Source organism: Paenibacillus sp. Lou8.1 (genome assembly GCF_024213565.1).
Lineage (GTDB): Bacteria > Bacillota > Bacilli > Paenibacillales > Paenibacillaceae > Paenibacillus > Paenibacillus polymyxa_B.
The window spans coordinates 322661-346007 of the sequence record NZ_JANAVN010000002.1 but is presented as its reverse complement, the minus strand read 5'-3'; the positions used below and the strand labels follow the sequence as shown (position 1 = coordinate 346007).

25 protein-coding genes are annotated in these 23347 nt (G+C 43.9%); 16 read left to right on the top strand and 9 right to left on the bottom strand.

What is annotated here, in order from left to right:
* The first annotated feature begins 62 nt into the window (after positions 1–62).
* The 12 genes from mutL (at position 63) to glnA (ending at position 14401) form a co-directional block, all read left to right on the top strand.
* Positions 63–2237 carry a DNA mismatch repair endonuclease MutL gene (mutL, locus tag NLX78_RS04535; protein ID WP_254349736.1) on the top strand — a complete coding sequence of 725 codons (2175 nt, stop codon included), beginning with the start codon at positions 63–65 and terminating at the stop codon, positions 2235–2237.
* Positions 2238–2249: 12 nt separating this feature from the next.
* A complete protein-coding gene (locus NLX78_RS04530) occupies positions 2250–3098 on the top strand; it encodes a class I SAM-dependent methyltransferase (RefSeq protein WP_254349735.1) in 849 nt (282 codons plus the stop codon).
* Positions 3082–4062: a tRNA (adenosine(37)-N6)-dimethylallyltransferase MiaA gene (miaA, locus tag NLX78_RS04525; protein WP_069289755.1), complete on the top strand. Its 981-nt coding sequence runs from the start codon at positions 3082–3084 to the stop codon at positions 4060–4062. The genes NLX78_RS04530 and miaA overlap by 17 nt, the downstream gene beginning before the upstream one ends.
* Positions 4063–4082: 20 nt before the next feature.
* The gene (gene hfq, locus NLX78_RS04520) at positions 4083–4328 is read left to right on the top strand and encodes an RNA chaperone Hfq (RefSeq protein ID WP_023989043.1); all 246 of its coding nucleotides are present in this window, start codon (positions 4083–4085) and stop codon (positions 4326–4328) included.
* Between the two features lie 190 nt (positions 4329–4518).
* On the top strand, positions 4519–7179 hold the full coding sequence (locus tag NLX78_RS04515; protein WP_254349734.1) for a PBP1A family penicillin-binding protein: 2661 nt from the start codon (positions 4519–4521) through the stop codon (positions 7177–7179).
* 165 nt (positions 7180–7344) lie between these two features.
* Positions 7345–7902, top strand: a complete 558-nt coding sequence (locus NLX78_RS04510) for a ribonuclease FAU-1 family protein (protein WP_013310580.1) — start codon at positions 7345–7347, stop codon at positions 7900–7902.
* On the top strand, positions 7899–8594 hold the full coding sequence (locus NLX78_RS04505; protein WP_254349733.1) for a YdcF family protein: 696 nt from the start codon (positions 7899–7901) through the stop codon (positions 8592–8594). Before NLX78_RS04510 ends, NLX78_RS04505 begins: the two co-directional genes overlap by 4 nt.
* A 115-nt stretch (positions 8595–8709) precedes the next feature.
* Positions 8710–9693 (top strand): AAA family ATPase, encoded by a 984-nt coding sequence (locus tag NLX78_RS04500; protein ID WP_025718768.1) that lies wholly within the window; start codon positions 8710–8712, stop codon positions 9691–9693.
* A 113-nt stretch (positions 9694–9806) separates the two neighbouring features.
* Positions 9807–11093 carry a GTPase HflX gene (gene hflX, locus NLX78_RS04495; RefSeq protein ID WP_013310577.1) on the top strand — a complete coding sequence of 429 codons (1287 nt, stop codon included), beginning with the start codon at positions 9807–9809 and terminating at the stop codon, positions 11091–11093.
* A 111-nt stretch (positions 11094–11204) separates the two neighbouring features.
* Entirely contained in the window at positions 11205–12458 is a 1254-nt protein-coding gene (locus tag NLX78_RS04490) for a methionine gamma-lyase family protein (RefSeq protein WP_254349732.1), read from the top strand.
* Positions 12459–12541: 83 nt separating this feature from the next.
* Entirely contained in the window at positions 12542–12955 is a 414-nt protein-coding gene (locus NLX78_RS04485) for a MerR family transcriptional regulator (protein ID WP_007430683.1), read from the top strand.
* Positions 12956–13072: 117 nt separating this feature from the next.
* Complete coding sequence (gene glnA / locus NLX78_RS04480) at positions 13073–14401, top strand: type I glutamate--ammonia ligase (RefSeq protein ID WP_013310575.1); 1329 nt, start codon at positions 13073–13075, stop codon at positions 14399–14401.
* A gap of 471 nt (positions 14402–14872) precedes the next feature.
* Here the strand turns inward: glnA and NLX78_RS04475 are convergent, their stop codons facing one another.
* A complete protein-coding gene (locus NLX78_RS04475) occupies positions 14873–15094 on the bottom strand; it encodes a DUF6199 family natural product biosynthesis protein (RefSeq protein ID WP_043882525.1) in 222 nt (73 codons plus the stop codon).
* A 118-nt stretch (positions 15095–15212) separates the two neighbouring features.
* Positions 15213–15647 carry a hypothetical protein gene (locus NLX78_RS04470; protein ID WP_254349731.1) on the bottom strand — a complete coding sequence of 145 codons (435 nt, stop codon included), beginning with the start codon at positions 15645–15647 and terminating at the stop codon, positions 15213–15215.
* A gap of 332 nt (positions 15648–15979) precedes the next feature.
* On the opposite strand from NLX78_RS04470, the gene NLX78_RS26870 reads away from it, so the two are divergent.
* Together NLX78_RS26870 and NLX78_RS26865 are read left to right on the top strand one after the other, a co-directional pair.
* Entirely contained in the window at positions 15980–16168 is a 189-nt protein-coding gene (locus NLX78_RS26870; RefSeq protein WP_483311670.1) for a hypothetical protein, read from the top strand.
* 14 nt (positions 16169–16182) lie between these two features.
* A complete protein-coding gene (locus tag NLX78_RS26865) occupies positions 16183–16704 on the top strand; it encodes a BclA C-terminal domain-containing protein (protein ID WP_483311669.1) in 522 nt (173 codons plus the stop codon).
* 902 nt (positions 16705–17606) lie between these two features.
* Here the strand turns inward: NLX78_RS26865 and NLX78_RS26680 are convergent.
* From NLX78_RS26680 to NLX78_RS04455, 5 genes are all read right to left on the bottom strand, one after another.
* Positions 17607–17699: an IS3 family transposase gene (locus tag NLX78_RS26680; protein WP_367987707.1), complete on the bottom strand. Its 93-nt coding sequence runs from the start codon at positions 17697–17699 to the stop codon at positions 17607–17609.
* 8 nt (positions 17700–17707) lie between these two features.
* A complete protein-coding gene (locus NLX78_RS26675; RefSeq protein WP_367987680.1) occupies positions 17708–17923 on the bottom strand; it encodes a hypothetical protein in 216 nt (71 codons plus the stop codon).
* Positions 17924–18115: 192 nt separating this feature from the next.
* Positions 18116–18235: an IS3 family transposase gene (locus NLX78_RS26670; protein ID WP_367987678.1), complete on the bottom strand. Its 120-nt coding sequence runs from the start codon at positions 18233–18235 to the stop codon at positions 18116–18118.
* Positions 18236–18358, bottom strand: coding sequence for a hypothetical protein (locus tag NLX78_RS26455; RefSeq protein ID WP_302055263.1), 123 nt, complete (start codon positions 18356–18358; stop codon positions 18236–18238).
* A gap of 236 nt (positions 18359–18594) precedes the next feature.
* Entirely contained in the window at positions 18595–18759 is a 165-nt protein-coding gene (locus NLX78_RS04455) for a transposase (protein WP_254349729.1), read from the bottom strand.
* Between the two features lie 743 nt (positions 18760–19502).
* Here NLX78_RS04455 and NLX78_RS04450 point away from each other — a divergent pair.
* Positions 19503–20006 carry a 2,' 3'-cyclic nucleotide 2'-phosphodiesterase gene (locus tag NLX78_RS04450; protein ID WP_254349728.1) on the top strand — a complete coding sequence of 168 codons (504 nt, stop codon included), beginning with the start codon at positions 19503–19505 and terminating at the stop codon, positions 20004–20006.
* 425 nt (positions 20007–20431) lie between these two features.
* On the opposite strand, the gene NLX78_RS04445 is transcribed toward NLX78_RS04450, so the two are convergent.
* Together NLX78_RS04445 and NLX78_RS04440 are read right to left on the bottom strand one after the other, a co-directional pair.
* A complete protein-coding gene (locus tag NLX78_RS04445; protein WP_254349727.1) occupies positions 20432–20887 on the bottom strand; it encodes an AraC family transcriptional regulator in 456 nt (151 codons plus the stop codon).
* Positions 20888–21072: 185 nt separating this feature from the next.
* Positions 21073–21711 carry a zinc dependent phospholipase C family protein gene (locus NLX78_RS04440; protein WP_254349726.1) on the bottom strand — a complete coding sequence of 213 codons (639 nt, stop codon included), beginning with the start codon at positions 21709–21711 and terminating at the stop codon, positions 21073–21075.
* Positions 21712–22585: 874 nt separating this feature from the next.
* Between NLX78_RS04440 and NLX78_RS04435 the strand changes: the two genes are divergently transcribed.
* Positions 22586–23329, top strand: a complete 744-nt coding sequence (locus tag NLX78_RS04435) for a phage antirepressor KilAC domain-containing protein (RefSeq protein WP_254349725.1) — start codon at positions 22586–22588, stop codon at positions 23327–23329.
* Positions 23330–23347 lie beyond the last annotated feature (18 nt).

Below are 23347 nucleotides of genomic sequence, written 5' to 3'. Positions count from 1 at the left end.
AAAATAAGTGACATTTATTCCTATTTTTCATCACACTTTGAAGTCAGGAGGAGGTTAAAAGGATGTCTAAAATTCGGGTACTGGATGAACATATTGCGAACCAGATTGCTGCCGGTGAGGTCGTGGAACGTCCAGCCTCCGTCGTGAAGGAGCTGGTGGAAAATGCGATTGATGCAGGCGGTACGCGGGTGGACGTATGGGTAGAAGAAGGCGGTCTGCAAAGTATCCGGGTGACGGATAATGGAAGTGGCATTGAGCCTGAGGATGTGGAGACGGCATTCTATCGGCACGCGACAAGCAAAATTGGACATGGTCGCGACCTGTTTCAGATCACAAGTCTCGGCTTTCGGGGAGAGGCGTTGCCAAGTATAGCGGCTGTATCGAAAGTAGAGTTGCTTACAGCAGCCGGAGATGACGGGCGTGCCCGTAAATTGGTGATTGAGGGCGGTAAGCTGGTGCTTCACGAGGATGCCGCTAGTAGGCAAGGGACGGATTTTACCGTACGGGAGCTGTTCTATAATACACCTGCACGGCTGAAATATATGAAAACAATCCAGACCGAGCTGGGACACATTTCGGATGTATTGTACCGAATGGCGCTTTCGCACCCTGAGGTTGCCTTCACATTGCGGCATAATGGCAATACATTGTTGCAAACGCTGGGTAATGGTGATTTGCTCCAGGTGATTGCCGCTATTTATGGAACTTCTGCGGCGAAGTCCATGCTGCTGCTGGAAGGAGAGAGCCTCGATTACCGAATTAGCGGCTATATCAGCCGCCCAGAGTGGACCAGATCGAATCGGAATGCGATATCGACGGTAGTGAATGGACGTTTTGTGCGTAGCTACGGGCTTAATCAGGCGTTGCTCAAGGCGTATCATACCTTATTGCCGATCAATCGTTTTCCGCTGGCTGTGATCCAACTGGAAATGCATCCTTCTTTGGTGGATGTTAACGTTCATCCTGCCAAGCTGGAGGTAAGATTTAGCAAGGAAGCTGAACTGTTTCAGTTGGTCGAGGATTCGGTAAAAGCTGTTTTAGGGCAGCAAGTGCTGATTCCGAAGGCAGTCAAGCGCGAGATCGGTGGCAAGGACAGTGGCTCGTTTGTGCAGGAGCAGTTTCACTTCTCGAAGGGAAATGGTGCGGAAGGGGATGCTCCTTCCGACAAAGACCGGGGGGGAGCACTGCCACTTTCCGTGACCTCGCCGGAGAACCAGGTACCGGGCCAATCCAATCACTTGAACAGAAACGAAGAGAATAACAGAGGTAGCCAGGAGCGTGAGCAACGTCCGAGCAGGGATAGCCTCTCAGCCATTGGACGGGCAAACAACCTTTCAGGTAAAAGTATTAGTGATGATGAACTGGATGCAGATTTTGTGGAAGAAAACAACGGGAGTGAAGTTAGAGGGGACGTGCCGCTCCCTGATGGAGCGACTGTACAGTCGTCCGAAGGAGATAATGCTGCAATAGGCACATCTTCTTTATACAGTGGAGGGATAAAGGAAACGGCTGCTTCTGCTGCTTACCCATCTTCTGTGCCGCCGATTGCAGGACACGCTACGGATTCCCGTCATTTCGCGGATCAGAAGCCTCGCCAGCAACGTCTGAATGCAGAGCAATTGGCAGCGGTGTCGGGAGAAGTTCCAGAGCTGCCCACTTTTCCTGAACTGAATTTAATCGGTCAGCACCACGGGACATATCTGATTGCACAGAACGACCAGGGCTTGTATTTAATTGATCAACATGCCGCACATGAACGAGTCAATTATGAATTTTATTATGAAAAATTCGGTAATCCCGAGTCAGTATCGCAGGAATTGCTACTGCCAATTACACTGGATTTTACGCCTTCCGAGACAGAAAAGTTGAAAACAAGGCTGCACTGGTTTGAGCAGGCGGGGGTGTATTTGGAGCATTTTGGCGGTCAAACTTTCCGTGTCAGCTCTTACCCGTACTGGCTTCCCCAAGGGGAAGAAGCGGATGTTATTGAGGAAATGGCCGGATGGGTGCTCGAGGAAAGAGCCATTGATCTTGCAAAGCTGCGGGAAGCAGCCTCGATCATGTGCTCCTGCCGGGCTTCGATTAAGGCAAACCAGAAGCTGACTGACCGACAGGCTAGCGTGCTGCTAGAGCGTTTGGCAGCGTGCAAACAACCATATACTTGCCCTCATGGGCGACCTATTGTGGTTTCCTTTTCCACATATGATTTAGAGAAGCTGTTTAAAAGAGTAATGTAAGGGAGTATATATATGTTGCAGGATCGGGAAAACCATGAAGAAGAGCGGTCGAGGCTACGGGAGAAGAAAGTCGAATTACTGGTCACGACAGGGGATTCCCCCTCGGCTGAGGTTGTGGAGCGAGCGAAGCTGCTTGCAGCCGAGTTAGAGGTGTTGTATGCCCCTCGTCGTGGCATATCGGTAGCTAAGCTAATCGCGGCTCACAGAGTCCGCCAAGCATTGGTTCTGGTGCAGGGCGGAGTGAGGCTGATTAGTCCAGAACAATCACCGATGGTTTTTCACCCGAGTATGGGCTTCATTCGCGCCAAACGGGTATTAAAGGGTGAACCTGACCCGATGTTGACGGCTGCCCGGATCGTCCCGGGTGATACTGTGCTGGATTGCACCGCAGGACTTGGTACGGATTCTCTTCTATTTTCAATTGGAACGGGAAGCTCTGGACAAGTCACGGCTGTGGAGAGTTCTTTCCCCGTCTATGCTTTAATCAAGGATGGAATGAGGCATTACCGTTCCGGCAACGCTGAAGTAGATCAGGCCTTTTCCAACATTGATGTTCGTTTTGGTCATCATTTGGACTATTTGCGTAGTTTGCCGGATCGCAGTATAGATATTATTTACTTTGACCCTATGTTCCGTGATCCATTACTCGATTCCAGCGCAATCGGTCCATTGAGAGGGTTGGCTAACCCAGACGCGTTGAGTGAGGAAAGTATTATTCATGCGAAACGGATTGCACGAAAAACAATTGTATTAAAAGAAAAACGGGGTAGCGGGGAATTTGCCCGCCTCGGCTTCCGTGTGGAGCAGCGGGGCACAACGAAAACAGTGTACGGAGTGATTGATATTGACAGTGGCACCTAAGCCTAAATTACTTGTTCTTGTTGGCCCGACTGCGGTTGGCAAGACGAAACTAAGCATCGAGATGGCTCGACAATTTGACGCGGAAATTATTTCCGGGGATTCCATGCAGGTATACCGTCATATGGACGTTGGAACTGCCAAAATTTCCGAACAGGAAATGGAAGGAATCAAGCACCATTTAATTGATATTCATGAGCCTGAATACCCATATTCAGTAGCTCAATTTCAGGAAGACTGTCGTCGTCTCATACCTGATATTCAATCTAGAGGAAAGCTACCGTTTATCGTAGGCGGAACAGGTTTATATGTAGAATCAGTCTGCTATGAATACCAGTTTTCCGAGGTGGGGGCTGACGAAGCTTTTCGTCAGGAACAGCTTGACTATGCCGAACAGTTTGGAGCTGACGCGCTTCATGCGCGACTACAGGCGGTTGATCCCGAAAGTGCACTTCGTCTGCATCCTAATGATCGTCGTCGTGTCGTTCGGGCACTGGAAATTTACCATGTTAGCGGAACGACACTTAGCTCTCAACTTGCCAGTCAAAAAAAGGAATCTCCCTACCAACTCTGCATCGTAGGTTTGACAATGGATAGGCAAATGCTATATAAACGTATTGAAGACCGAATTGACGGGATGCTCGATCAAGGGCTTGTTGCTGAGGTAACCTCCTTAATGGAACGGGGAGTGCGAAGCGATGCCATCTCCATGCAAGGTCTAGGCTATAAAGAGATATCCTCCTACCTGCGGGGAGAGGTGTCTTTGGAAGAGGCGGTGACTTGGCTAAAACGGGATACGCGTCATTTTGCGAAGCGACAGCTCTCGTGGTTTCGCCATATGAAGGATATCCAGTGGGTAGATGTCACTGATTTCGGAAATTTTTCTGCTCATGCAGCCCGAATACACGAAATTATAGCAGGAAAGTTCCGGACAGACCTTGAATATACTTCAAAACAATCCAAATGATTATTGGGGGTACGGCTAAAATGAACAAGTCCATTAATATCCAAGATACGTTTCTGAATCAATTGCGCAAGGATTCTATACCTGTAACGGTATACCTCATCAATGGATTTCAGGTGCGAGGGACGATTAAAGCATTTGACAATTTTACGATTGTTATCGACTCGGATGGAAAGCAACAGCTGATTTACAAGCATGCCATCTCCACCTTTACACCGCAACGCAATGTATCGCTTGTACAGCAACAGGATAACGCTAGCGATAACTGATTACGGCTTGACGGTCGTCCGGGTTCATGAAACTTTTCAGGCGTCCGTCTCGTCTAACTGTATAGGAATGTGACCGGGAGCAACCTGATCAGGGTTGTTCTTTTCATTCCGTTTACTTTCATGCTGCCGACAGCAAGCTTTAAGCTTATGTTAGGTATCATATGATTATTCGCGAAAGGGAGTCAGGGGAATGCCAAACGATTCATTGTCCAGATCCGGCAATCGCAATAGAAACACATCTAAAGAGAAGCCGAAGGGCAAGAAAAAGAAAATAACAGGTAAGCGAGTGGGGTGGACGCTATTTATTACAGCGGCCTTAGCCATATTCTGTGCACTTGGTGGATATTTATTTGTCATGGTTAATGGCGAAAAAATTTACAAAGCCAACAAAGACAAAATTACAGTGAACGAGACATCGAAGGTTTATGACCGCAACGGTGTGCTCATGGGTGAGTTGTCTGTGCAAAAAAGCGATCCTGTTAAAAGCGAAGAAATACCAGATCTGCTGAAAAAAGCTTTTGTGGCAACAGAGGATAAACGGTTTTATGAGCATCAGGGTGTTGATATTTGGTCTATCGGTCGGGCGGCTGTTAAGGATATTATAGCTCGTTCGGCAGTGGAGGGCGGCAGTACGCTGACTCAGCAGCTGGCCAAAAACTTGTTTTTGACACGTGACAAAACCTTTTTCCGTAAGGCGACTGAGGTATCCATTGCAATGGCCTTGGAGCGAAATTTGAATAAAGATCAAATTATTACGCTATATCTGAACCGGATTTGGTTTGGACGTTCATATTCCGGTATTAAAGCAGCATCGGAAGGCTATTTTGGAGTGACAAATTTAAATGACTTAAAGTTGTGGCAGGTCGCTACACTGGCAGCTATTCCGAAAGGGCCATCCAAGTATAATCCAATCAGTAACCCGGAAAACTCGAAGGCACGACGTGCGGTGGTTCTCCAGCTGATGTTTGAGCAGGGGATGATTGGAAAGCAAGAGATGGAAGAGGCCAAGGCTGTAAATTACGATTACAAACAACCAGAAAAAGTTCAAAAGTATCAAAATTTTATGGAATACGTCATGGATGAGGCAGAGGATGCACTGCCAGGAGTTAGCGGCAATGATTTGATTATTGGTGGTTATAAGATTCATACGACAATGGATGCCCAGGCCCAAAATGCGCTGGATCAGGCGATGGCAGATGATGACATGTTCGAAAAAAGTCCTGACGATCAGCCTGTTCAAGCCTCGATGGTCATTATTAACAACCAAACAGGTGGAATTGCCGCAATGGCACCCGGACGAGATTATAAAAAGGGAACCTTCAATCGTGCGACACAGAGCCGCAGACAGCCAGGATCGGCTTTCAAGCCGATTGTAGCCTATGCGCCAGCTCTTGAATCCGGTAAATTTACGATGGATACCCCTTTGAGTAACGAACGCCAGAGTTTTAACGGATACAGTCCGAAAAACTTGCATGGTTACTCATCAACCATTAGCATGCTCGATGCCATTACGAAGTCTGAAAATATTCCGCCTGTATGGTTGCTGAACCAAATCGGTGTGGAAAAAGGGGTTCAATTTGCCGAGAGCGTAGGCATTCCGATGGACAAAAATGATCACTCACTTGCTATCGCATTGGGTGGATTAAGCAAAGGAACGAATACCCTTGAAATGGCGCAGGCCTACAGCGCTTTTGCCAATAAAGGACAATTCCAAAAAGCTTATTCTATTAAGCAAATTAACAATAGTGATGATCAAGTTGTTTATACTCATGAAGAGGATACTAAATCTGTAATGAGTGAAAAAACGGCTTATGAAATGACACAAATGATGCAAAATGTAGTCAATAGCGGCACAGGTCGCAAAGCACGTATTGACTGGCCTGTAGCTGGTAAAACGGGTACGACCCAAAGTGGAATTAGCGGTAACAGTGGTAACCGGGACATCTGGTTTGTCGGCTATACGCCAGAATATACCGGAGCAGTATGGATGGGTTATGATAAGCCGGACAGCAAACATATGCTCAGAAACTACAGTGGGCAGTCGGCAGCCTTTTTCGGAAGGGTCATGGGTGAAGCTCTCAAGGGGCATCCGGTTACGCAATTCAGCGAGCCGAAGGGATATGAACCACCAGTTGAGCAGAAGCCAGAAGAGCCGGTTCAGGCTACCGCTCCAAGCGGGCTGAGCGGGTCTTATAGTCAGGACACCCAAATTGTATCGTTGTCCTGGACTGCGGCGACGGGGGATAATGTACAATACCGTGTGTATCGCAAAGGGACTTCTGATGCAGGCTTTGCAACAATCATGGAGGCCATGAAGGGCACGAGTGGTGAAGATACGTCTCCTATAGCTGGAAACACGTATGAATATTATGTAGTGGCTTATGGAGCGGATGGTAAAGAATCCGAGGCTTCTAATACGATCCGTGTGGAAATTCCGGCAGAGACTACTCCGGTTGATCCACAACAAGGGACTGATCCAAACGAGAATGGAACCTTACCGGATAATGGCGGGGCTACAGACGGACAAAATGGTACAGATCAGGGAAATACAGCTCCTGGCGGTATCGACAACAATAATGGCTCAGGTCAGGTTCCGGCATCTCCTGGAGATACTAGTGGGAATGGTGCTGGAGGCACAGGTAACAATAATAGCAATTCCGGCAATGGAAACGATACAAATCAGGGAAATGGTCAGACTACTACACCGGATGCAGGTATTTCTGATGAAGATACTATGGTAAATCCAGAAAATACGGATGCATCTACGACTGAAGTCACAACGGATGGAACTCAAGAAGGCAATTCCAACGGTCATTCGAACTCCAATCGTGGACGTCACAATCGGGATTAGCAAGTAATGCTTTATGTAAGTTGAATTTGCTTCAAATCAAAGGTATTTTCGGACCGTTTCACGGTCTGAGAATACCTTTTTTTGCTTTGGTAAAGGGGTTCTTTTTGAGTGTACAGTTTAAATATGGTAAGCTGGTTTTACCAATGTTGGAGAGGAACATCATTTATGAAGCGCAAATTCGGAGACCGGGCCAACTGGCGCAGAATCACCAATCGCAAGTTTGCTTGCCGGTATGTAGAAAGTGACGCGTTTACAGGATATGTGACCCTGTATACAATTTTGAGTCTCAAGGAGCCGTTATGGAAAAGTTACGGTGGTCATACGTTTTGCATAGCGGATAAAGGATATTCCTGGCTACAATATTATCCAAAAGGTGAGCACTATGTGGTGACTGCTATGTTTGACAACCGGGAGCAAATCGTTGAATGGTACATTGATACCTGCCGAAATCAGGGTGTGACCGATCAAGGAGTCCCATGGTTTGACGATTTGTATTTGGATGTTGTGGTGCTTAAAAACGGTGAAATCTTCCTAGTGGATGAGGATGAATTGGAGGAGGCGTTACAACGGGGGCATATCTCAACGCAAGAGGCAGAATTGGCTAACCGTACAGCGGCTGATGTGTTACATCAGATAGATGCCCACGTGTTCCCCTATTTTAAAATGTCGCTGAAACACCGGGCAGAATGGTTTCACAACGGTGATTTCAAGAGAGAACGGTGAAAGTTTTGCAGTGGATTAAAGACACTAGGCCCAAACGCCCTGAGTTGAAAAGCGGGCAGAGTCGCCTTAAGAAGATATCTATGGTATCCAAGCGTCTTGTACTTTGTTTGATGATTTTCATTTTGGTCGGATTGGTATGGGCAGGTATCCGAGTGTGGGACATGAATACAGCCGCCTCTACCACTCCGCTCAAGCAAGTGCAAATTGGAATCGTACTAGGTGCTTCTATGTGGGGGGCTGTGCCCAGTCCTGGATTGAAGGAAAGGCTGGAAGAAGCATTGCGCTTATACCGCAACGGGACGGTACAGCGTCTAATTGTAAGTGGGGGACTGGATAAACCAGATTTTCCGTATACGGAGGCTGAGGGCATGCAACGCTATTTAGTAGATAGGGGGGTCCCTGTACAGCATATTGTGTTGGAAAACCATGCGACCAGTACTTACGAAAATCTGCTCTATAGCCAGCGCATCATGAATGAATATGGATGGACCTCCACCGTGATCATCACACATAGCTATCATGGCCCTCGGGCGATGGAGATTGCTCAATTCTTGAAATTTGATCATCCTCAGATGGCACTGACGGAATCCAAAGTGCTGAATATGCCAATTCATCAATCAAGAGAAGTATTGGCATACGCTAAATGGACGCTGCAACGGTGGTGGATCAGCGTTCAAACTTGGGTTGCCTGAATTAAAGAAAAGGCTTTGTGCACGTTCACGGTGCTTTTATGCTAATAAGGACATGCCAGACCGAATACATTAATAGGGTAAGCTGTGCCTGAAGAAATGTTGAGGTGATGGATGCATGAACGGACGGGGAATCGCCGCGGGCAAGCGGTCGGAGGAGAGACCTTCCAGACAAATTAATGTCGTGCTGCGTAGCCCGGAGCCGATAGCTTCGGTGACTGTGGACGAGACGGAAGCAGTGGCTTCAACCAAGTCACAGGCGCTACCGCAGTATCTCAGTCTTTATCAGGAAATTCAGAAAGAACTCGATCATCTCGTCGGCTTGGATAACATCAAAGACCTGGTATTTGAGGTATATGCCTTTTTGCAAATCGCCCATATGCGCACGGATGCGGGATTATTGAGCAATGCACACGTATATCACATGATTTTCAAAGGAAATCCAGGTACAGGGAAAACGACAGTAGCCCGCATTATCGCTAAAATGCTGCAAAAAATGGGTGTACTGAGCAAAGGTCATCTGATTGAGGTAGAGAGGGCTGATCTGGTCGGTGAGTATATTGGCCATACGGCACAAAAAACGCGAGATCTGGTAAAGAAATCTCTTGGCGGCGTGTTGTTCATTGATGAGGCTTACAGTTTGGCACGCGGAGGGGAAAAGGATTTTGGAAAAGAAGCGATTGATACCTTGGTAAAGTCCATGGAAGACCAAAAAAATCAATTTATTCTGATTCTCGCTGGATACTCGGGGGAAATGGACTTTTTTCTACGAACAAATCCTGGTCTTCCTTCTCGCTTTCCAATCCAGTTGGATTTTCCTGATTATACTGTGGATCAGCTTATCCAAATTTCCGAGATGATGGCCAAGGAGCGGGATTATATTCTCATGCCTCAGTCCATAATTAAAATGAAGGAGCATTTGCTAAACGAGCGTAATGACAGTCTTCATGCATTTAGTAATGCACGATATGTTCGTAACGTGATTGAAAAAGCGATTCGGCACCAAGCTGTCAGGTTGCTCAATCAGTACCGGAGCGGGCAACCTGGCAAACAGGAATTGATGACGCTGCGTCCAGAGGATTTGAAAATGGACAAAAGATAGGCGATAATAGGAATCTGAATCACATCGAATGGTATGACATCGAGCGGGGGCCGGCCTGAACATCAGGTCGGTCTCTGTTCGAGAGTTGACATGAAAATAAAGGAGCAAACAATATGGCGAACTCCACTCATGATACACAAACCGAAATGCAGGACAAGGCGGTACTGGTCAGTCTAATTACGGATGAAGTCAAACGATCTGGCATCAATACGGAATACTCGTTGGATGAGCTGGTGAAACTGGCTGAGACAGCGGGAGTTGAAGTACTGAGCGTCCTGACACAGAATAAGGAAGCTAAGGATTCAAAATGGTTTATTGGTAAAGGAAAAGTAGAGGAATTGCGCGCAGTTGCTGAAGAATTGGGAGCGAATACAGCTATTTTTGATCAGGAGCTCTCGGGGGCCCAAGTACGTAATCTGGAAGAAAGTCTGGATCTCAAAATTATTGACCGCACACAATTGATTCTGGACATTTTTGCACAACGTGCAAAAACACGGGAAGGTATTATTCAGGTTGAACTGGCGCAGTTGTCATATTTACTCCCACGTTTGTCTGGACATGGCAAAAATCTCTCGCGTCTCGGTGGTGGAATCGGGACACGTGGTCCTGGTGAAAGCAAGCTGGAGACAGACCGCCGTCATATTCGTGATCGAATCAGTGATCTGAAACGCCAACTGGAGGAAGTGACCCGCCACCGGTATTTGCACAGGGAGCGCAGGCAAAAGAGCGGCATTGTTCAGGTGGCACTTGTTGGCTATACCAATGCGGGTAAATCGACGCTGTTGAAGCAACTGACCGCAGCCGATGTATATATTGAGAATCAACTGTTTGCGACGCTGGATCCTACTTCCAGAACAATGGAGCTACCGAGTGGAAAAGAAGTTATTCTTACGGATACGGTCGGTTTTATCCAAAATCTCCCTCATGATTTGGTTGCTTCCTTCCGTGCTACTTTGGAGGAGGCGAATGAGGCTCATCTCATTTTGCATGTCGTAGACGCGTCTTCGGATATGCGAGACGAACAGATGAAAGTTGTAGAGACGATCTTACAACAGCTAGGGGCTGCGGACAAGCCTCAGATCGTATTATTTAACAAAAAAGATGCCTGTACCCCTGAGCAACTGGAAATGCTTCCTTCTGGGGAGGGCTATTTGAAAATTAGCGCTTTTGATGAAGGCGATTTGCTGCGCATTCGTGAACTGATTCAAGAGCATTTGAGCGGTGATACGCTGAGATTCCGCATTCCTGCGGAACGAGGGGATTTAACCTCGGTGCTTTATCGAATCGGAGATGTACTGCTGACAGAGTATGATGGAAATGATGTCATTTATGAGGTTGAAATTCAAAGAGGCGAGTACGAAAAGTATGGTCATGCACTCAGCGAGTTCACAGAAGGTTAACATGTAATGATGTTTTTGGGTCAATAAAATGATAATACTCATCGTTCAAAGTGAACAATAATATAACATGAATAGCCTAAGGCTGCGTAAGAGAGAGGGTCAAGAAGGTAAATGGTAGTTTTTAGTCCAGAAATTCAGCAAATTCAGGAAACGGCAGAACATAAAATACAAGAACGTATACAGCACATAGATCATATTGTAGATTCAAATCAGTGGAAGGTAATTCAGGCATTCCAGCGGAAGCAAGTGAGTGATTTTCATTTTGCGGGTTCTACGGGATATGCTTACAATGACCGGGGACGTGAGGTGCTGGAAGAAGTCTATGCGGATGTGCTCGGTGCGGAGGCAGCATTGGTGCGTCCGCATTTTGCCTCGGGTACTCATACAATTGCCACTGCTTTATTTGGTGTGCTGCGTCCAGGGGATGAACTGTTATACATTACCGGGAGGCCTTATGATACCCTGCACAAAGTGATTGGTAAGCCCGGCGACGGGACAGGATCATTGCAAGATTTTGGCGTTACTTATGGAGAAACCGCACTGACAGCGGAAGGTAAAGTGGACTGGGAAGCGGTGGAGGCTGCGATCCATGCCAATACCAAAGTAATCGGTATTCAGCGTTCACGCGGTTATGATTGGAGAGCTTCGTTTAGTGTAGCAGATATTGAAGAAATGACAGCACGTGTGAAGGAAATAAAACCTGACGTCATTGTCTTTGTTGACAATTGCTACGGTGAATTTACCGAGAAGTTGGAACCTACTCAGGTCGGTGTCGATTTGATGGCAGGTTCGTTGATTAAAAATCCCGGTGGTGGCATTGCAGAAACGGGTGGATATATCTGCGGCAAACAAAAGTATGTAGAACTGGCATCCTACCGATTAACTGCACCTGGAATCGGTGGAGAAGTAGGTGCCATGTTAGGTACTACACGAGGCATATTTCAGGGACTATTCCTTGCTCCAACACTGGTTGGGCAAGCGGTTAAAGGGAGTGTATTCGCAGCTGCGGTCTTTGAGGAGATGGGATTTGAGACCAAACCTGCCTGGCATGAAGAGCGTACGGATTTGATTCAGGCTATTTCTTTTAGCGGACCAGAGCATCTAATTGCTTTTGTACAGGGCATTCAGCGTGCGGCTGCCGTGGATAGCCATGTGGTGCCGGAGCCGTGGGATATGCCGGGTTATGAGCATCCAGTTATCATGGCAGCAGGTACGTTCATACAAGGGGGAAGTTTGGAACTATCTGCAGATGCTCCGATTCGTGAGCCTTATATTGGTTACATGCAAGGGGGCTTAACCTACTCTCATGTTAAATTTGGAGTGCTTATGGCTCTGCAAACGATGAAAGAACGTAAATTATTGTGAGTTTTTCTAACATGTCATTGACACTTTGCATCAGCTAAATGTACAATAAGGTGAATAATAGATCACTGGAAGGTTGATGACAAATGGGCGACGAAATTCGCAGAAATATGGCCTTATTTCCAATAGGTATTGTCATGAAGCTAACGGACTTGTCAGCACGTCAGATTCGTTATTATGAACAGCATAACTTGATAGTTCCTGCCCGTACATCGGGAAACCAACGTCTTTTTTCTTTTAATGACGTAGAGCGTCTGCTTGAAATTAAGGCGTTGATCGAGAAGGGTGTTAACATTGCGGGAATTAAACAAGTCATGAATCCGGTTACCAAGGAATCGGAGGAAGCTACGGTTATTACTGCAGATACGGAAGTCAAACGCCGTGAAATGTCCGATACTCAGCTTCACCGCTTACTGAAACAACAACTTGTTGCAGGCAAAAGACCAGGACAGGTCTCCCTAATCCAAGGCGAATTATCACGGTTCTTCAATAAGAGATAATGCTTTGACTTACCTCTTGGTATAAGGTCGCCTTACTTTAAAACCAGGTCTCATCATTTAAGTAATTTATAGAACAACTGATTCGTATATAGTCGTTACAGAAAGGGAGAGGTTAGAGTGAGTTATAGCAGAGAAGATATCCTTCGGATTGCGAAAGAAGAAAATGTACGCTTTATTCGTTTGCAATTTACAGATTTGCTGGGCACTATTAAGAACGTTGAAATTCCGGTTAGTCAACTGGAAAAGGCATTGGATAATAAAATGATGTTTGACGGTTCTTCCATAGAAGGTTATGTGCGTATTGAAGAATCTGACATGTATTTATATCCGGATTTGGACACTTGGGTGGTATTCCCTTGGGTAACCTCGGATCGTGTAGCTCGTTTAATCTGCGATATTTATAAGCCGGATGGAGTTCCGTTTGCAGGTGACCCGCGGGGCATCTTGAAACGTGTACTTAAGGAAGCAGAAGAGTTGGGATACACTTCGATGAATGTCGGACCAGAGCCTGAATTCTTCTTGTTCAAAACGGATGAAAAAGGCGAGCCAACTACAGAACTGAATGACCAAGGCGGGTATTTTGACCTGGCTCCGATGGATCTGGGTGAAAACTGCCGTCGTGAAATTGTACTTAAGCTTGAAGAGATGGGCTTCGAAATTGAAGCATCTCATCATGAAGTTGCACCTGGTCAGCATGAAATTGACTTTAAATATGCAGATGCGATTAAAGCTGCCGACCAGATTCAAACGTTCAAGCTCGTTGTTAAGACGATTGCTCGTCAGCATGGTTTGCATGCTACCTTTATGCCAAAACCTTTGTTTGGTGTAAATGGCTCCGGTATGCACTGCAATCAATCGTTGTTTAAGGACAATGAAAACGTATTTTATGATGAAACGGACGAACTCGGATTAAGCCAGACGGCCCGCCACTACATGGCTGGTATTCTTAAACATGCACGTGCAATGGCAGCGATCACGAATCCAACGGTAAATTCCTACAAACGTCTCGTACCAGGTTATGAAGCGCCTTGTTATGTGGCTTGGTCTGCAAGCAATCGCAGTCCAATGATTCGGATTCCCGCGTCCCGTGGTCTGAGCACTCGCGTCGAAGTTCGTAACCCTGACCCGGCAGCGAATCCTTATTTGGCCTTGGCAGTGATGCTGAGAGCAGGTTTGGATGGTATCAAACGTCAGTTAGCTCTGCCAGCTCCGATTGATCGTAACATTTACGTAATGTCTGAGGAAGAGCGGATTGAAGAAGGCATTCCAAGTCTGCCAGCAGACTTGAAAGAAGCTTTGTCTGAGCTTATTCGGAGCGAAGTTATCTCTGACGCACTGGGCGACCATGCTCTGGCCTACTTCTATGAGCTTAAGGAAATTGAATGGGATATGTATCGCACCCAAGTACATCAATGGGAACGCGATCAATATCTAACTCTTTACTAAAATGGGAAATCCCTTAGCGCTCTAAGCGTTGAGGGATTTTTTTATTTGTGGTAGGTAAAAAAAATTATTAAGTTTATTTATAATTGCCCCCTAGTTGCCCCCAAAAATTTTATTATCAGAATAAATTTTCAGTAACAGACTCATAGTTCTCCATGCTATTCATCTCTATTTTTTTGGAGGTGTGTGGATAAGTGTCGGCTGTGAAAAGAGTGACGAGTCGAGTTTCTGCATTGTTCTTCCTTATAGGGTGACTGGTTAGATGAGTAAATACAATGGGAGAAAAATGATCTTTACTACTTATTACAGCGGCAGGCCGGTCTAAGATTAAGGAAGTTCGATTAGTGGAAACTATGGATAAGAGACAGATTTCTGTTTTTGAAAATATGCTAAATGATATTTTAGGAGCTTCAGCTAAACAGCAAGTGTCTTTTGGATAAGGGTATTTTGAGGATTGAAAACAGATAGTAGAATTTACAGGAATATAACTAAAAGTCCACATGTTAAAAAGAAGAACCCAAAGAGTATCGAAACAGAGCCTCTAAATTTCATGTCATCAATGTAAGCATCACTTGGTTCAGAGTCACCTTTGATCTTCCAGGCTTCGTTTGCACGCCATCCCCAAGTGGGATTTCGTTTACTTAAAATACCAAGTGAGAAAAAAATAATCGCAATAAAAATAAGCATGAATCCCATTTGATCAGCCCCTTTAAGTAAACTATACCAAAAAAGAACGACAGATGGAAAGCATCGTCTCTCAAGGACAGATAGAAGAAAAATAAGAGGGCTTTGCCCTCCATGGGATGGTTCAATTTTAATCTGAGTAGGCAACAGCATTAAAACTTTCTATTCCTATTCGGGTAGCATCTGCTGTGCAAAATAGATATAAGGTATACACCAATTCATTTGAAGGTGGTAGAGGGATATTGTAATCGGAAGCATCTATGGTGACGACCTGTACAGCGTTTGGGTTTGCTTCGGAGACACTTACAGAGTAAAGGGCGTAAGCAACAAGCGAATCGAAATTGCCTCTAACAATGGAAAAAGAAATAACGGAGTCGAATGGTGGAGGGGTAGGAAATGCAAGCTCAGCTATCCCGGATAATTGTACACGCATGTTTTCCCCTGCGCCCGTTACATCTAAGCCAAGCTCAGCAATGGCAACGGGTGTATTGGCTGGCAAGGGAATAGAGATTGTATTACCGTAACTTGCGTTTTGTGATGTTCGAGCATCTAACAATCTAGTCATTATCTCATCTCCCTTTTTGGGTAAAGGATTTGCAAGCTGGAAATATAAAAATACTGACAGTGTAGGATTTGGACCGGTTGATTGAACTGGATATTAAGCTTCAGAAGGATGAGCTGTAATAATGCTAACACGATAGGGTCAGACCTATGCCTATTTTCCCGAGATGAAGTCAACAGCCCAATCTTTTTGGTTAATTGCACAATATGCTACTTTGACTAGACTTTGGAGGTGACCATTAATTATGTTTCGACATTATTGTTGGCAGAAGAATATGCATCGGAGAAAATTTAGAAGATGTGTAGTTAAAAAAGTCAAAGTGTTACCGAAAGTTATTGTTAAAGGGATCCGAGGACCTCAAGGACCTCAAGGACCTCAAGGACCTCAAGGACCTCAAGGACCTCAAGGACCTCAAGGACCTCAGGGACTGCCGGGTCCACAGGGAGTTCCAGGCGCTCAAGGCCAGCAAGGGCTACAAGGTTTTCAAGGAATTCTCGGACCAACAGGACCAGCAGGAGCAGTAGGGCCAGCAGGACCAGTGGGGCCGGCAGGAGCGGTAGGTCCAGCAGGACCAGTGGGGCCGGCAGGAGCGGTAGGTCCAGCAGGACCAGCAGGACCAGCAGGAGCAACGGGGGCGGCAGGGCCTGCAGGCGCCGGGATAACAGACTTCTTAAGTGTTTTCCGAGCAGATCCTGGTACGGGAACTGACACAGTTCCGGGTAACTCACCAATTACCTTTACAGGAGTTTTAGCTAATGTTGGTGGTGCATTTACTTTCACTCCTCCATCTACAACGATAACAATCAATGAAACGGGGAGCTATCTAATAGATTTTACAATTCATAACCAAGGTGATGCTAACTTTAACCTTACCGTAAATGGAATCCCTGTTACCCCTGTTCCCTTCACGGGTAACGGTGGCGGACCAATTTCGGCAGAAGTCATTATTACTGTAGGGGTCGTTCCTACAACTATTCAATTGGTAAATGCAAATGCAACCCCAGCCCAACTTCATAACTTTACCAATACCACTCTTACTATATTAAAGTTGACTGTTTAAGCCATTCTTAATGATATATGGAACATTATATGTAGCCGCCTTAGAAAAGACTGTACGATTTCCATCGTCAGTTTGTCTAATTACACTCATAGTAAGCAGACGCATTTATGAGGAGATTGTGTAGCATGGCAAGAGAACGTAGTGGCAGTAATAAGATCCATTAAACACTACCACTACTCCAAAGCCTATCTTCAAAGTTGAAATGGATAACTTTGTAAAAAAGATGATATTATTCAGACATAGAAATATGAATGCTAAGAAGGTCGGGAAACTTTTCCCACCTTCTTTTTTGTTGTGACAAATCGGAACTATTGCTTTGATATGTCAGGTACGACAACTCATGAGCTGCAATCAATATAAATTTTCTTTTTGATTAGTCGCGAAAAATGGGAAGCTACAGAAGAACGGGTCGAGGTCGATTGGCCTAAAGTTGAGGCATTTCATAAGGAAGGCTTTAATTTTGTGTTGGTGAAGGATTGACAGAGGAAGAATATGAGAAAGTAGACGAAGAGGGGATTACGCAGTTGGACGGCCTCTTAGAACGATTTCTATAAGGAGTTGTTTCCACCTGATGAAGTTTATGAACCTTCGACGAAGAAGACCAAGAGGTTCCTGAGGATGATCGGAAAATAAACTGGATAGAACTTTGGCTCTATGCGTGAGTAATGGTATTTCTGATTCAGAATGGACTAATATGACCATTCCAAAGATTAGAGCGCTCATGAAGACCAAGAACAGAAACCGGGAATTCGAAATCATTCTCCACGGTGGTAAGGTGGAAAATAAAAAGCCGAAGAAGGTCAAGTCGCTATCTGATCTTGGTTTCTTCGCAAAGTAAATTGAGAAGCATCCGCAAACATGAAGTGACCCCTGTCAAGAAAACAGCTATCAAAAAGCAATAATTAAGCAGCCTGAGAAGGAGTCAGGTTGTTTAGTTTCTCTTGAAAGCGTTCCTGGTTGTAGAAATGAATATACTTTTGAACGGCATGCTCCACCTGTTGAGCTAATGGAAGGAGTGGAGATAGAAACACTCGGTTTTAAAATGACTGAAGAAGTTCTCTATACATGCCTTGTCCCTGCAGTTTCTTTTTCGGGACATGTCGGCCTGTATTCCGTCTCGCTTGAGCAGGTTGGTATATTGGCGAGAGGTATATTGAAATCCTTGGTCGCTATACAGTAGAACACCTCGAGCATCCTGTCGCTTCCTTGCCTTTTTCACCGTATCTAACACCAGGCTCAAATCGTTTCTGCGGCTGATCTGTTAGGCAACAATTACGTTGTTAAAAAGATCCTGAATCGCGGAAGGGTAGAGTCTCTGTCCATTGAACATGAGGTAAATGATGTCTATTACCCACTTCTTATTCGGCAGGTCAGCCTTAAACTCCCAGTTCAGATGATTGCCAGAAATGACCTAGGGTTCTTTCTTGGCATAGTAGGGTCTTTTCCTACGAATGATCGCCTTGATCCCCAGTTCACTTATAAGTCTCCGTACGCGCTTATGATTCATATGTATGCTGTAGATTTGATTCAATTAAACCTTTATCCTGCGGTAACCGTGTATTCCCTTCAGTTCCTCGTCACATGCCATGATTTTTAGCTTCATAGCTTCATCTTCCCGCTGTTTGGGTGAAACAACATCTTCCATGTTATCCACTTATAAAAACCACTTTTGGACACTCGGTCCAGTTTACATAGTAGTACGAAGCTATGTCCCTTACTAAGCAATTCTTGGATCACCGCAAACTTTTTACTCTTGGGTACAGCCTTCATTCCTCCTTTGACATCTGCAAGAGCTTTTTTAGCATTTCATTTTCTGCTTCGAGGCGTTTCAGCTTGACCTCCGGATCTTCGGGGGTCGTGTTCGAGGTCTGCCGATGCCAGGCCCTTTTGCTATGTATCGTTTTCCTCTAGATCTTTCATTCCCTCGGCTTTGAAGTGTCTCGCCCATCGGCGAACCAGCGAAGCGTCAATCTCCATTTCTCGTGCCACGTTTTTATATCCGATTCCCTTTTTGAGGTACAGATCAACTTTCTCCCATAGAAAAATCCCCTCCATAATAGACAGATTAGATGGCTTGCTCTTTTCTGTCTACTATGAGAGGAACATATCACACTTGGAGAGGTTTTTACTTTTGTACGAATGAAAGGAGCCAATTGGGGGCCAGTGCAAGCCTAATATATGTATATCTCAGATTGCGAAAATGACATGAGAAAAGGAAATAATATGATGAAACGAATCGGAGTTTTTTTATTGATATCACTGCTGCCAGCACTCGCTATTTTATCCGTATGTGGTTTCCATATAAGCGGATTGATTTTACTTTTTTCATTGATCTTACTGGCATACATGTATGTGCTTATAAATGAACAGATTCATTTTGCTCAATACGCAAAGTCCTCTATGGAAAGATTTAATCGTAACGTAGAATAATTTTCTTCTTGTAACTATAATAAGTGGTTTCAACAAAGTTCCTAACTACCTCGGCTTGATTAGAAATTACAATTTTCTCCGGGATATATACCTCCACCAGGGCCTAATAGTTTTGTCTGGCAGTTGAAATCATCTTACAGGTAAGACAGGTCGAAGAATTAAGGTTGATTCATTCGGACCTGTGGCTTATGCCTTAACAGGACAAGAGACCATTTCTTTAGGTCGAAGAGGTTCGGGTGGTAGCTTAATGCTCTTGGGTCGTAGAAGTCCTGTAGGTGGGAGTAGCAGTTCATGTTCAACATAAATGTTTACGACAATATCTTCCAATGGTAATATGAGAACGAATAGACCATTAGCGGAGGCATTAGATGAATAAAAAGATGTATATGTTTATAGGTGCTTTACTTGGAGTACTGCTAGCTACTTCTGGTGGAGCTGCGGCAGATCAAGTGAAATCACTAGTTGGGAAGACTGTTGCAGGGGAATACAATGTGAGAGTATATGGAACAACATTGTCTGAAAACGCTATTGCCGTCGATGGTACAGCGTATGTACCTTTGCACTCGATCTCAGAATCTTTGGGGGCGAACTTAGCGGTGAAGGGGAGAACTATTGAAATTGCAACAGGAACTCCTTCTTCTAATGTGGTTGTTAAAGAGCAGTCACAAGCAATAGCTTTGAAAGATAACCCATATACCAATTGGTCCAAGGAACTAATTGTAAAGCACATTGGAACAGTGGAAGAATTGATCGAAATACTTAATAATAATATTAAAAAATATGAAAAGTCATTGACTGACATCGATAGAAAAATAGGTGCGGCAGGCGACGATCAAAGACTTATTGAGCGCATTGAAAAAAAGCGCCACTAAGACAAAAAAGGAATTACAAGAATCCAAAGACAGTTTATTAGAGCATAAAAAAGAGCTAGAACAACTTAAAGCAGCATTAGCTACTAAATAAATATGTAGTAATCTAGTAGCAAACAAAAATTATATACTGTATACACAAAAGCCCTCTTAAACAGAGGGCTTTTCAGGCTGTCGAGAAACCCCCTGTTTTTTTGCAGGGGGTTTAAAACTGTCTTAGTGGTCTAAAAACTAGGGTCCTCAGATCGTTTTAAATCGATTTTTGTTTTAAAAGATGCGTCTCCCCATATAAAAATAGAATTGTCGAAAAGTCCTCTGGACTTTCTCGACACTCTGAAAAGCCCTCTTAAACAGAGGGCTTTTACTCTTATATAAGGGAAGGTTTTTAGACTGTTTTCAATAAAGAAACAAACTATATCTTAATAGGTCTATTGAATCGGAACGCAAATTTCGCAATAATGATTATTAATAAGTTCAACTGTATATCGCTCCAAAATGGGTTTGGTTTCATCTAAGCTGAACCTTTGATTTTCCAACTCCAGGAATATTTCAGACCAAGCCTTTTGAACAGCTTCTGCTGTATGATTTATCTTAAAAACCGCGTATCTTCCTCCACTAATGTTGCTTAGACTTACTTCATCAGTATTAACACAGTAATCATCAGGAAGAACCAAACATGCATCGTAGCGACAATTTACCGGCTTCACAAATGCAGGATTATCTTGAGCAATACCAAGGATAATAGACGTATTATTAAATAAATTATTCGATTTAACCCAACATTTAAATTTATCCATTAGTTGTGAATTTGTAATCCCATAAGGACCAATCTGTCTCATGTATGCAATTCTACAAGACGGTATTTTTTCAATTTCAGCCTTCATATTTTCTTCTCTTTCTTTTAAAGTACATCGATGTCTGAAACCATCTTATAATGCTTTAAAATGATAAACAACTCAATTTTAAAAATAGTCAAATTAGCGCTAATACCCAAAGAGCAGACTTATGTGTCTGCTCAACAATGGGCGATATTAAACTGCCGTGTCCCGATAGCTTAAACAAGTCTTACTTAGAGAGACTCGATTCCCCATTTTTTATATAAGTCGTTAAGCTCATGCGATGTCTTTGTAACAAACCCCTTAACCACATCTTCTTTTAAATAAATTGGGGTTATCTGGGGTTCATTGTCCTTATTACGTAGCCATTGTAGTTTTATATCTCGGTACTGACTTACTTCAATTTGTGTTAACAATGGTTCAATACTATAGGCATTTCCTACATAGAGCTTGTTGAGAACATCTTCTGCCCATTCTTCTCTTTTGATTAAATTAAATTCTACCTGGTTTGCCTCCATATTATAGATTTTTCTTATTTCATCTTTTTCTCCTTGGTACTCACGTTCAAAATTCGAATAGACTGTTTCCGTCCATCTTATGTCCGCATAGATATGAGCAAAATACCCTAGTATGTAATCTGTCCAGTTAGTCTCAACATTAAGATTTAAATAATACTGGCATCTTTCCTTAAGCACCTCACTACTAGGGAATCTATCTTCACAAACAAAATGTGTAATACCCTTTTCGCTTCTTGTCACATCTCCCCTTACATGGACAGCATCTGGAGCAATACTCCCAATTAAGAAATTAGAAGATGGAGTACGTGAGCAAAGTTCTAAAGCTATAGCAAAATGGACCATTGGATAAGGCATTCTTTAGAACCTCCTAAGCTAAGAAAGTCGAATAGTTATAATGTAGCTATACACCAATATATTACAACATATTGAGTCTAACCTATCTGTGAATAACCTTCACCATTGATGCCTGATTAAGTAATGTATGGAAAGTGATCACGCGTAAAATGATTCAACGCATCCTTGATTTTTCTATACTGTCTCATATATTGGAATAAGATATCCAAGGTGAGCACGGTTATAGAGTTCTCAATACTAATAGTCCAGGTTCGTGTTCCTCAGGATTATAACTAAATTCCCTAATGATACCGCATGCTATACCTAGATCCCCTAGCCCGTTAATTATCTCGTGTAGAATCTGATCAATTTCGCCTGTTAGTTGGTCAATATGAATCTCACTCTGTTCCCAAGTATTTTTATCATTCCAGTTATCCATTGCCTAATTAACCTCCATATGTCGTTGATTAAGCCAACACGTATGTAACAATCATCTCTATGTTGGTTTAACTATGTCACCCAACACTTTGGCACACCCAAAATAGCTATTCATTTTCTTTACGCTTATATTCTATAATTCGCTGAAGAGAAATATGAATTGCCCTGAGATAACTTACTATGATTATAAAACCGATCACTAAAATAATTATGAGTAGATCCATGGGTAACTCGCTCCTAACTCAAATAAAAGATTATCCCCCATATTACCATAATTGGAACTGTACTGCCTGTTAGCTTGGAAACGTATGGTCTGTTTACAACTTTATTTTCACTGAACAATGTTTCCCTTTAAAATCCGCAGCGTTACAGCAACAGTACCAATTTAAGATATAAGTATAGAAGCCTCTGATAACTCAGGGGCTTATTTTGCGTACAAAGAAAGGTGAGATCAGTAATGGATATACTTACAATTCACGGAGTAAGAGGATTTATTGATGGTAACGGCACGGCGCAATTGAATTTAGAAGATGTTTCTCGCGGGTTGGGTTTTACTCAAAGAGCTGCGAGTGGAAATGAGGTTGTGCGCTGGGAGAGAGTAAATAAACACTTGTCGGAATTTAGGTTCATCCGCTCAAGTGGGGACGCTGATTCTTCCCAACAAGCTGGGAAAGGGGATTATATTCCTGAAAACATCTTTTACCGCTTGGCGATGAAGGCAAGAAACGAAGTAGCTGAAGCATTTCAGGCCAAGGTAGCTGATGAAATACTGCCGTCAATCAGGAAGCATGGAATATATGCTACGGACAATGTGATTGATAATATCCTTAATAATCCTGACTTTGGAATTGAACTACTGACTAAGCTCAAGGAAGAACGCGCTGCCAGAGTACAGGCGGAAAGGACAAATGCAATCCTAATGCATGTAAACAAAACGTATACGGCTACGGAGATTGCCAAGGAACTCGGATTTAAGTCAGCAATTGCTCTTAACCATGATTTAGGCAATCGAAAGATTCAATTCAGACAGAATGATACATGGCTACTGTACAGCAGATACGCAGATTGTGGTTATGTTGAAATCAAACAAGAAGTTCTTGATAACGGAAAAGTGATCTATCACCGTAGATTTACTCAGTTAGGTCGTGAATGGCTTTTGAAAATTTATAATAAGGAACAATCAAGGGCATCTATAAGTTAAAGATGTCTTTTTTGTTGT

Excerpts from the sequence above, each read along its gene's own strand:
- mutL (WP_254349736.1), top strand. The coding sequence starts at position 63 with ATGTCTAAAATTCGGGTACTGGATGAACATATTGCGAACCAGATTGCT.
- NLX78_RS04530 (WP_254349735.1), top strand. The coding sequence starts at position 2,250 with ATGTTGCAGGATCGGGAAAACCATGAAGAAGAGCGGTCGAGGCTACGG.
- hfq (WP_023989043.1), top strand. The coding sequence starts at position 4,083 with ATGAACAAGTCCATTAATATCCAAGATACGTTTCTGAATCAATTGCGC.
- NLX78_RS04515 (WP_254349734.1), top strand. The coding sequence starts at position 4,519 with ATGCCAAACGATTCATTGTCCAGATCCGGCAATCGCAATAGAAACACA.
- NLX78_RS04510 (WP_013310580.1), top strand. The coding sequence starts at position 7,345 with ATGAAGCGCAAATTCGGAGACCGGGCCAACTGGCGCAGAATCACCAAT.
- NLX78_RS04500 (WP_025718768.1), top strand. The coding sequence starts at position 8,710 with ATGAACGGACGGGGAATCGCCGCGGGCAAGCGGTCGGAGGAGAGACCT.
- hflX (WP_013310577.1), top strand. The coding sequence starts at position 9,807 with ATGGCGAACTCCACTCATGATACACAAACCGAAATGCAGGACAAGGCG.
- NLX78_RS04490 (WP_254349732.1), top strand. The coding sequence starts at position 11,205 with ATGGTAGTTTTTAGTCCAGAAATTCAGCAAATTCAGGAAACGGCAGAA.
- NLX78_RS04485 (WP_007430683.1), top strand. The coding sequence starts at position 12,542 with ATGGGCGACGAAATTCGCAGAAATATGGCCTTATTTCCAATAGGTATT.
- NLX78_RS04475 (WP_043882525.1), bottom strand. The coding sequence starts at position 15,094 with ATGGGATTCATGCTTATTTTTATTGCGATTATTTTTTTCTCACTTGGT.
- NLX78_RS04470 (WP_254349731.1), bottom strand. The coding sequence starts at position 15,647 with ATGACTAGATTGTTAGATGCTCGAACATCACAAAACGCAAGTTACGGT.
- NLX78_RS04455 (WP_254349729.1), bottom strand. The coding sequence starts at position 18,759 with ATGGAGGGGATTTTTCTATGGGAGAAAGTTGATCTGTACCTCAAAAAG.
- NLX78_RS04450 (WP_254349728.1), top strand. The coding sequence starts at position 19,503 with ATGAATAAAAAGATGTATATGTTTATAGGTGCTTTACTTGGAGTACTG.
- NLX78_RS04445 (WP_254349727.1), bottom strand. The coding sequence starts at position 20,887 with ATGAAGGCTGAAATTGAAAAAATACCGTCTTGTAGAATTGCATACATG.
- NLX78_RS04440 (WP_254349726.1), bottom strand. The coding sequence starts at position 21,711 with ATGCCTTATCCAATGGTCCATTTTGCTATAGCTTTAGAACTTTGCTCA.
- NLX78_RS04435 (WP_254349725.1), top strand. The coding sequence starts at position 22,586 with ATGGATATACTTACAATTCACGGAGTAAGAGGATTTATTGATGGTAAC.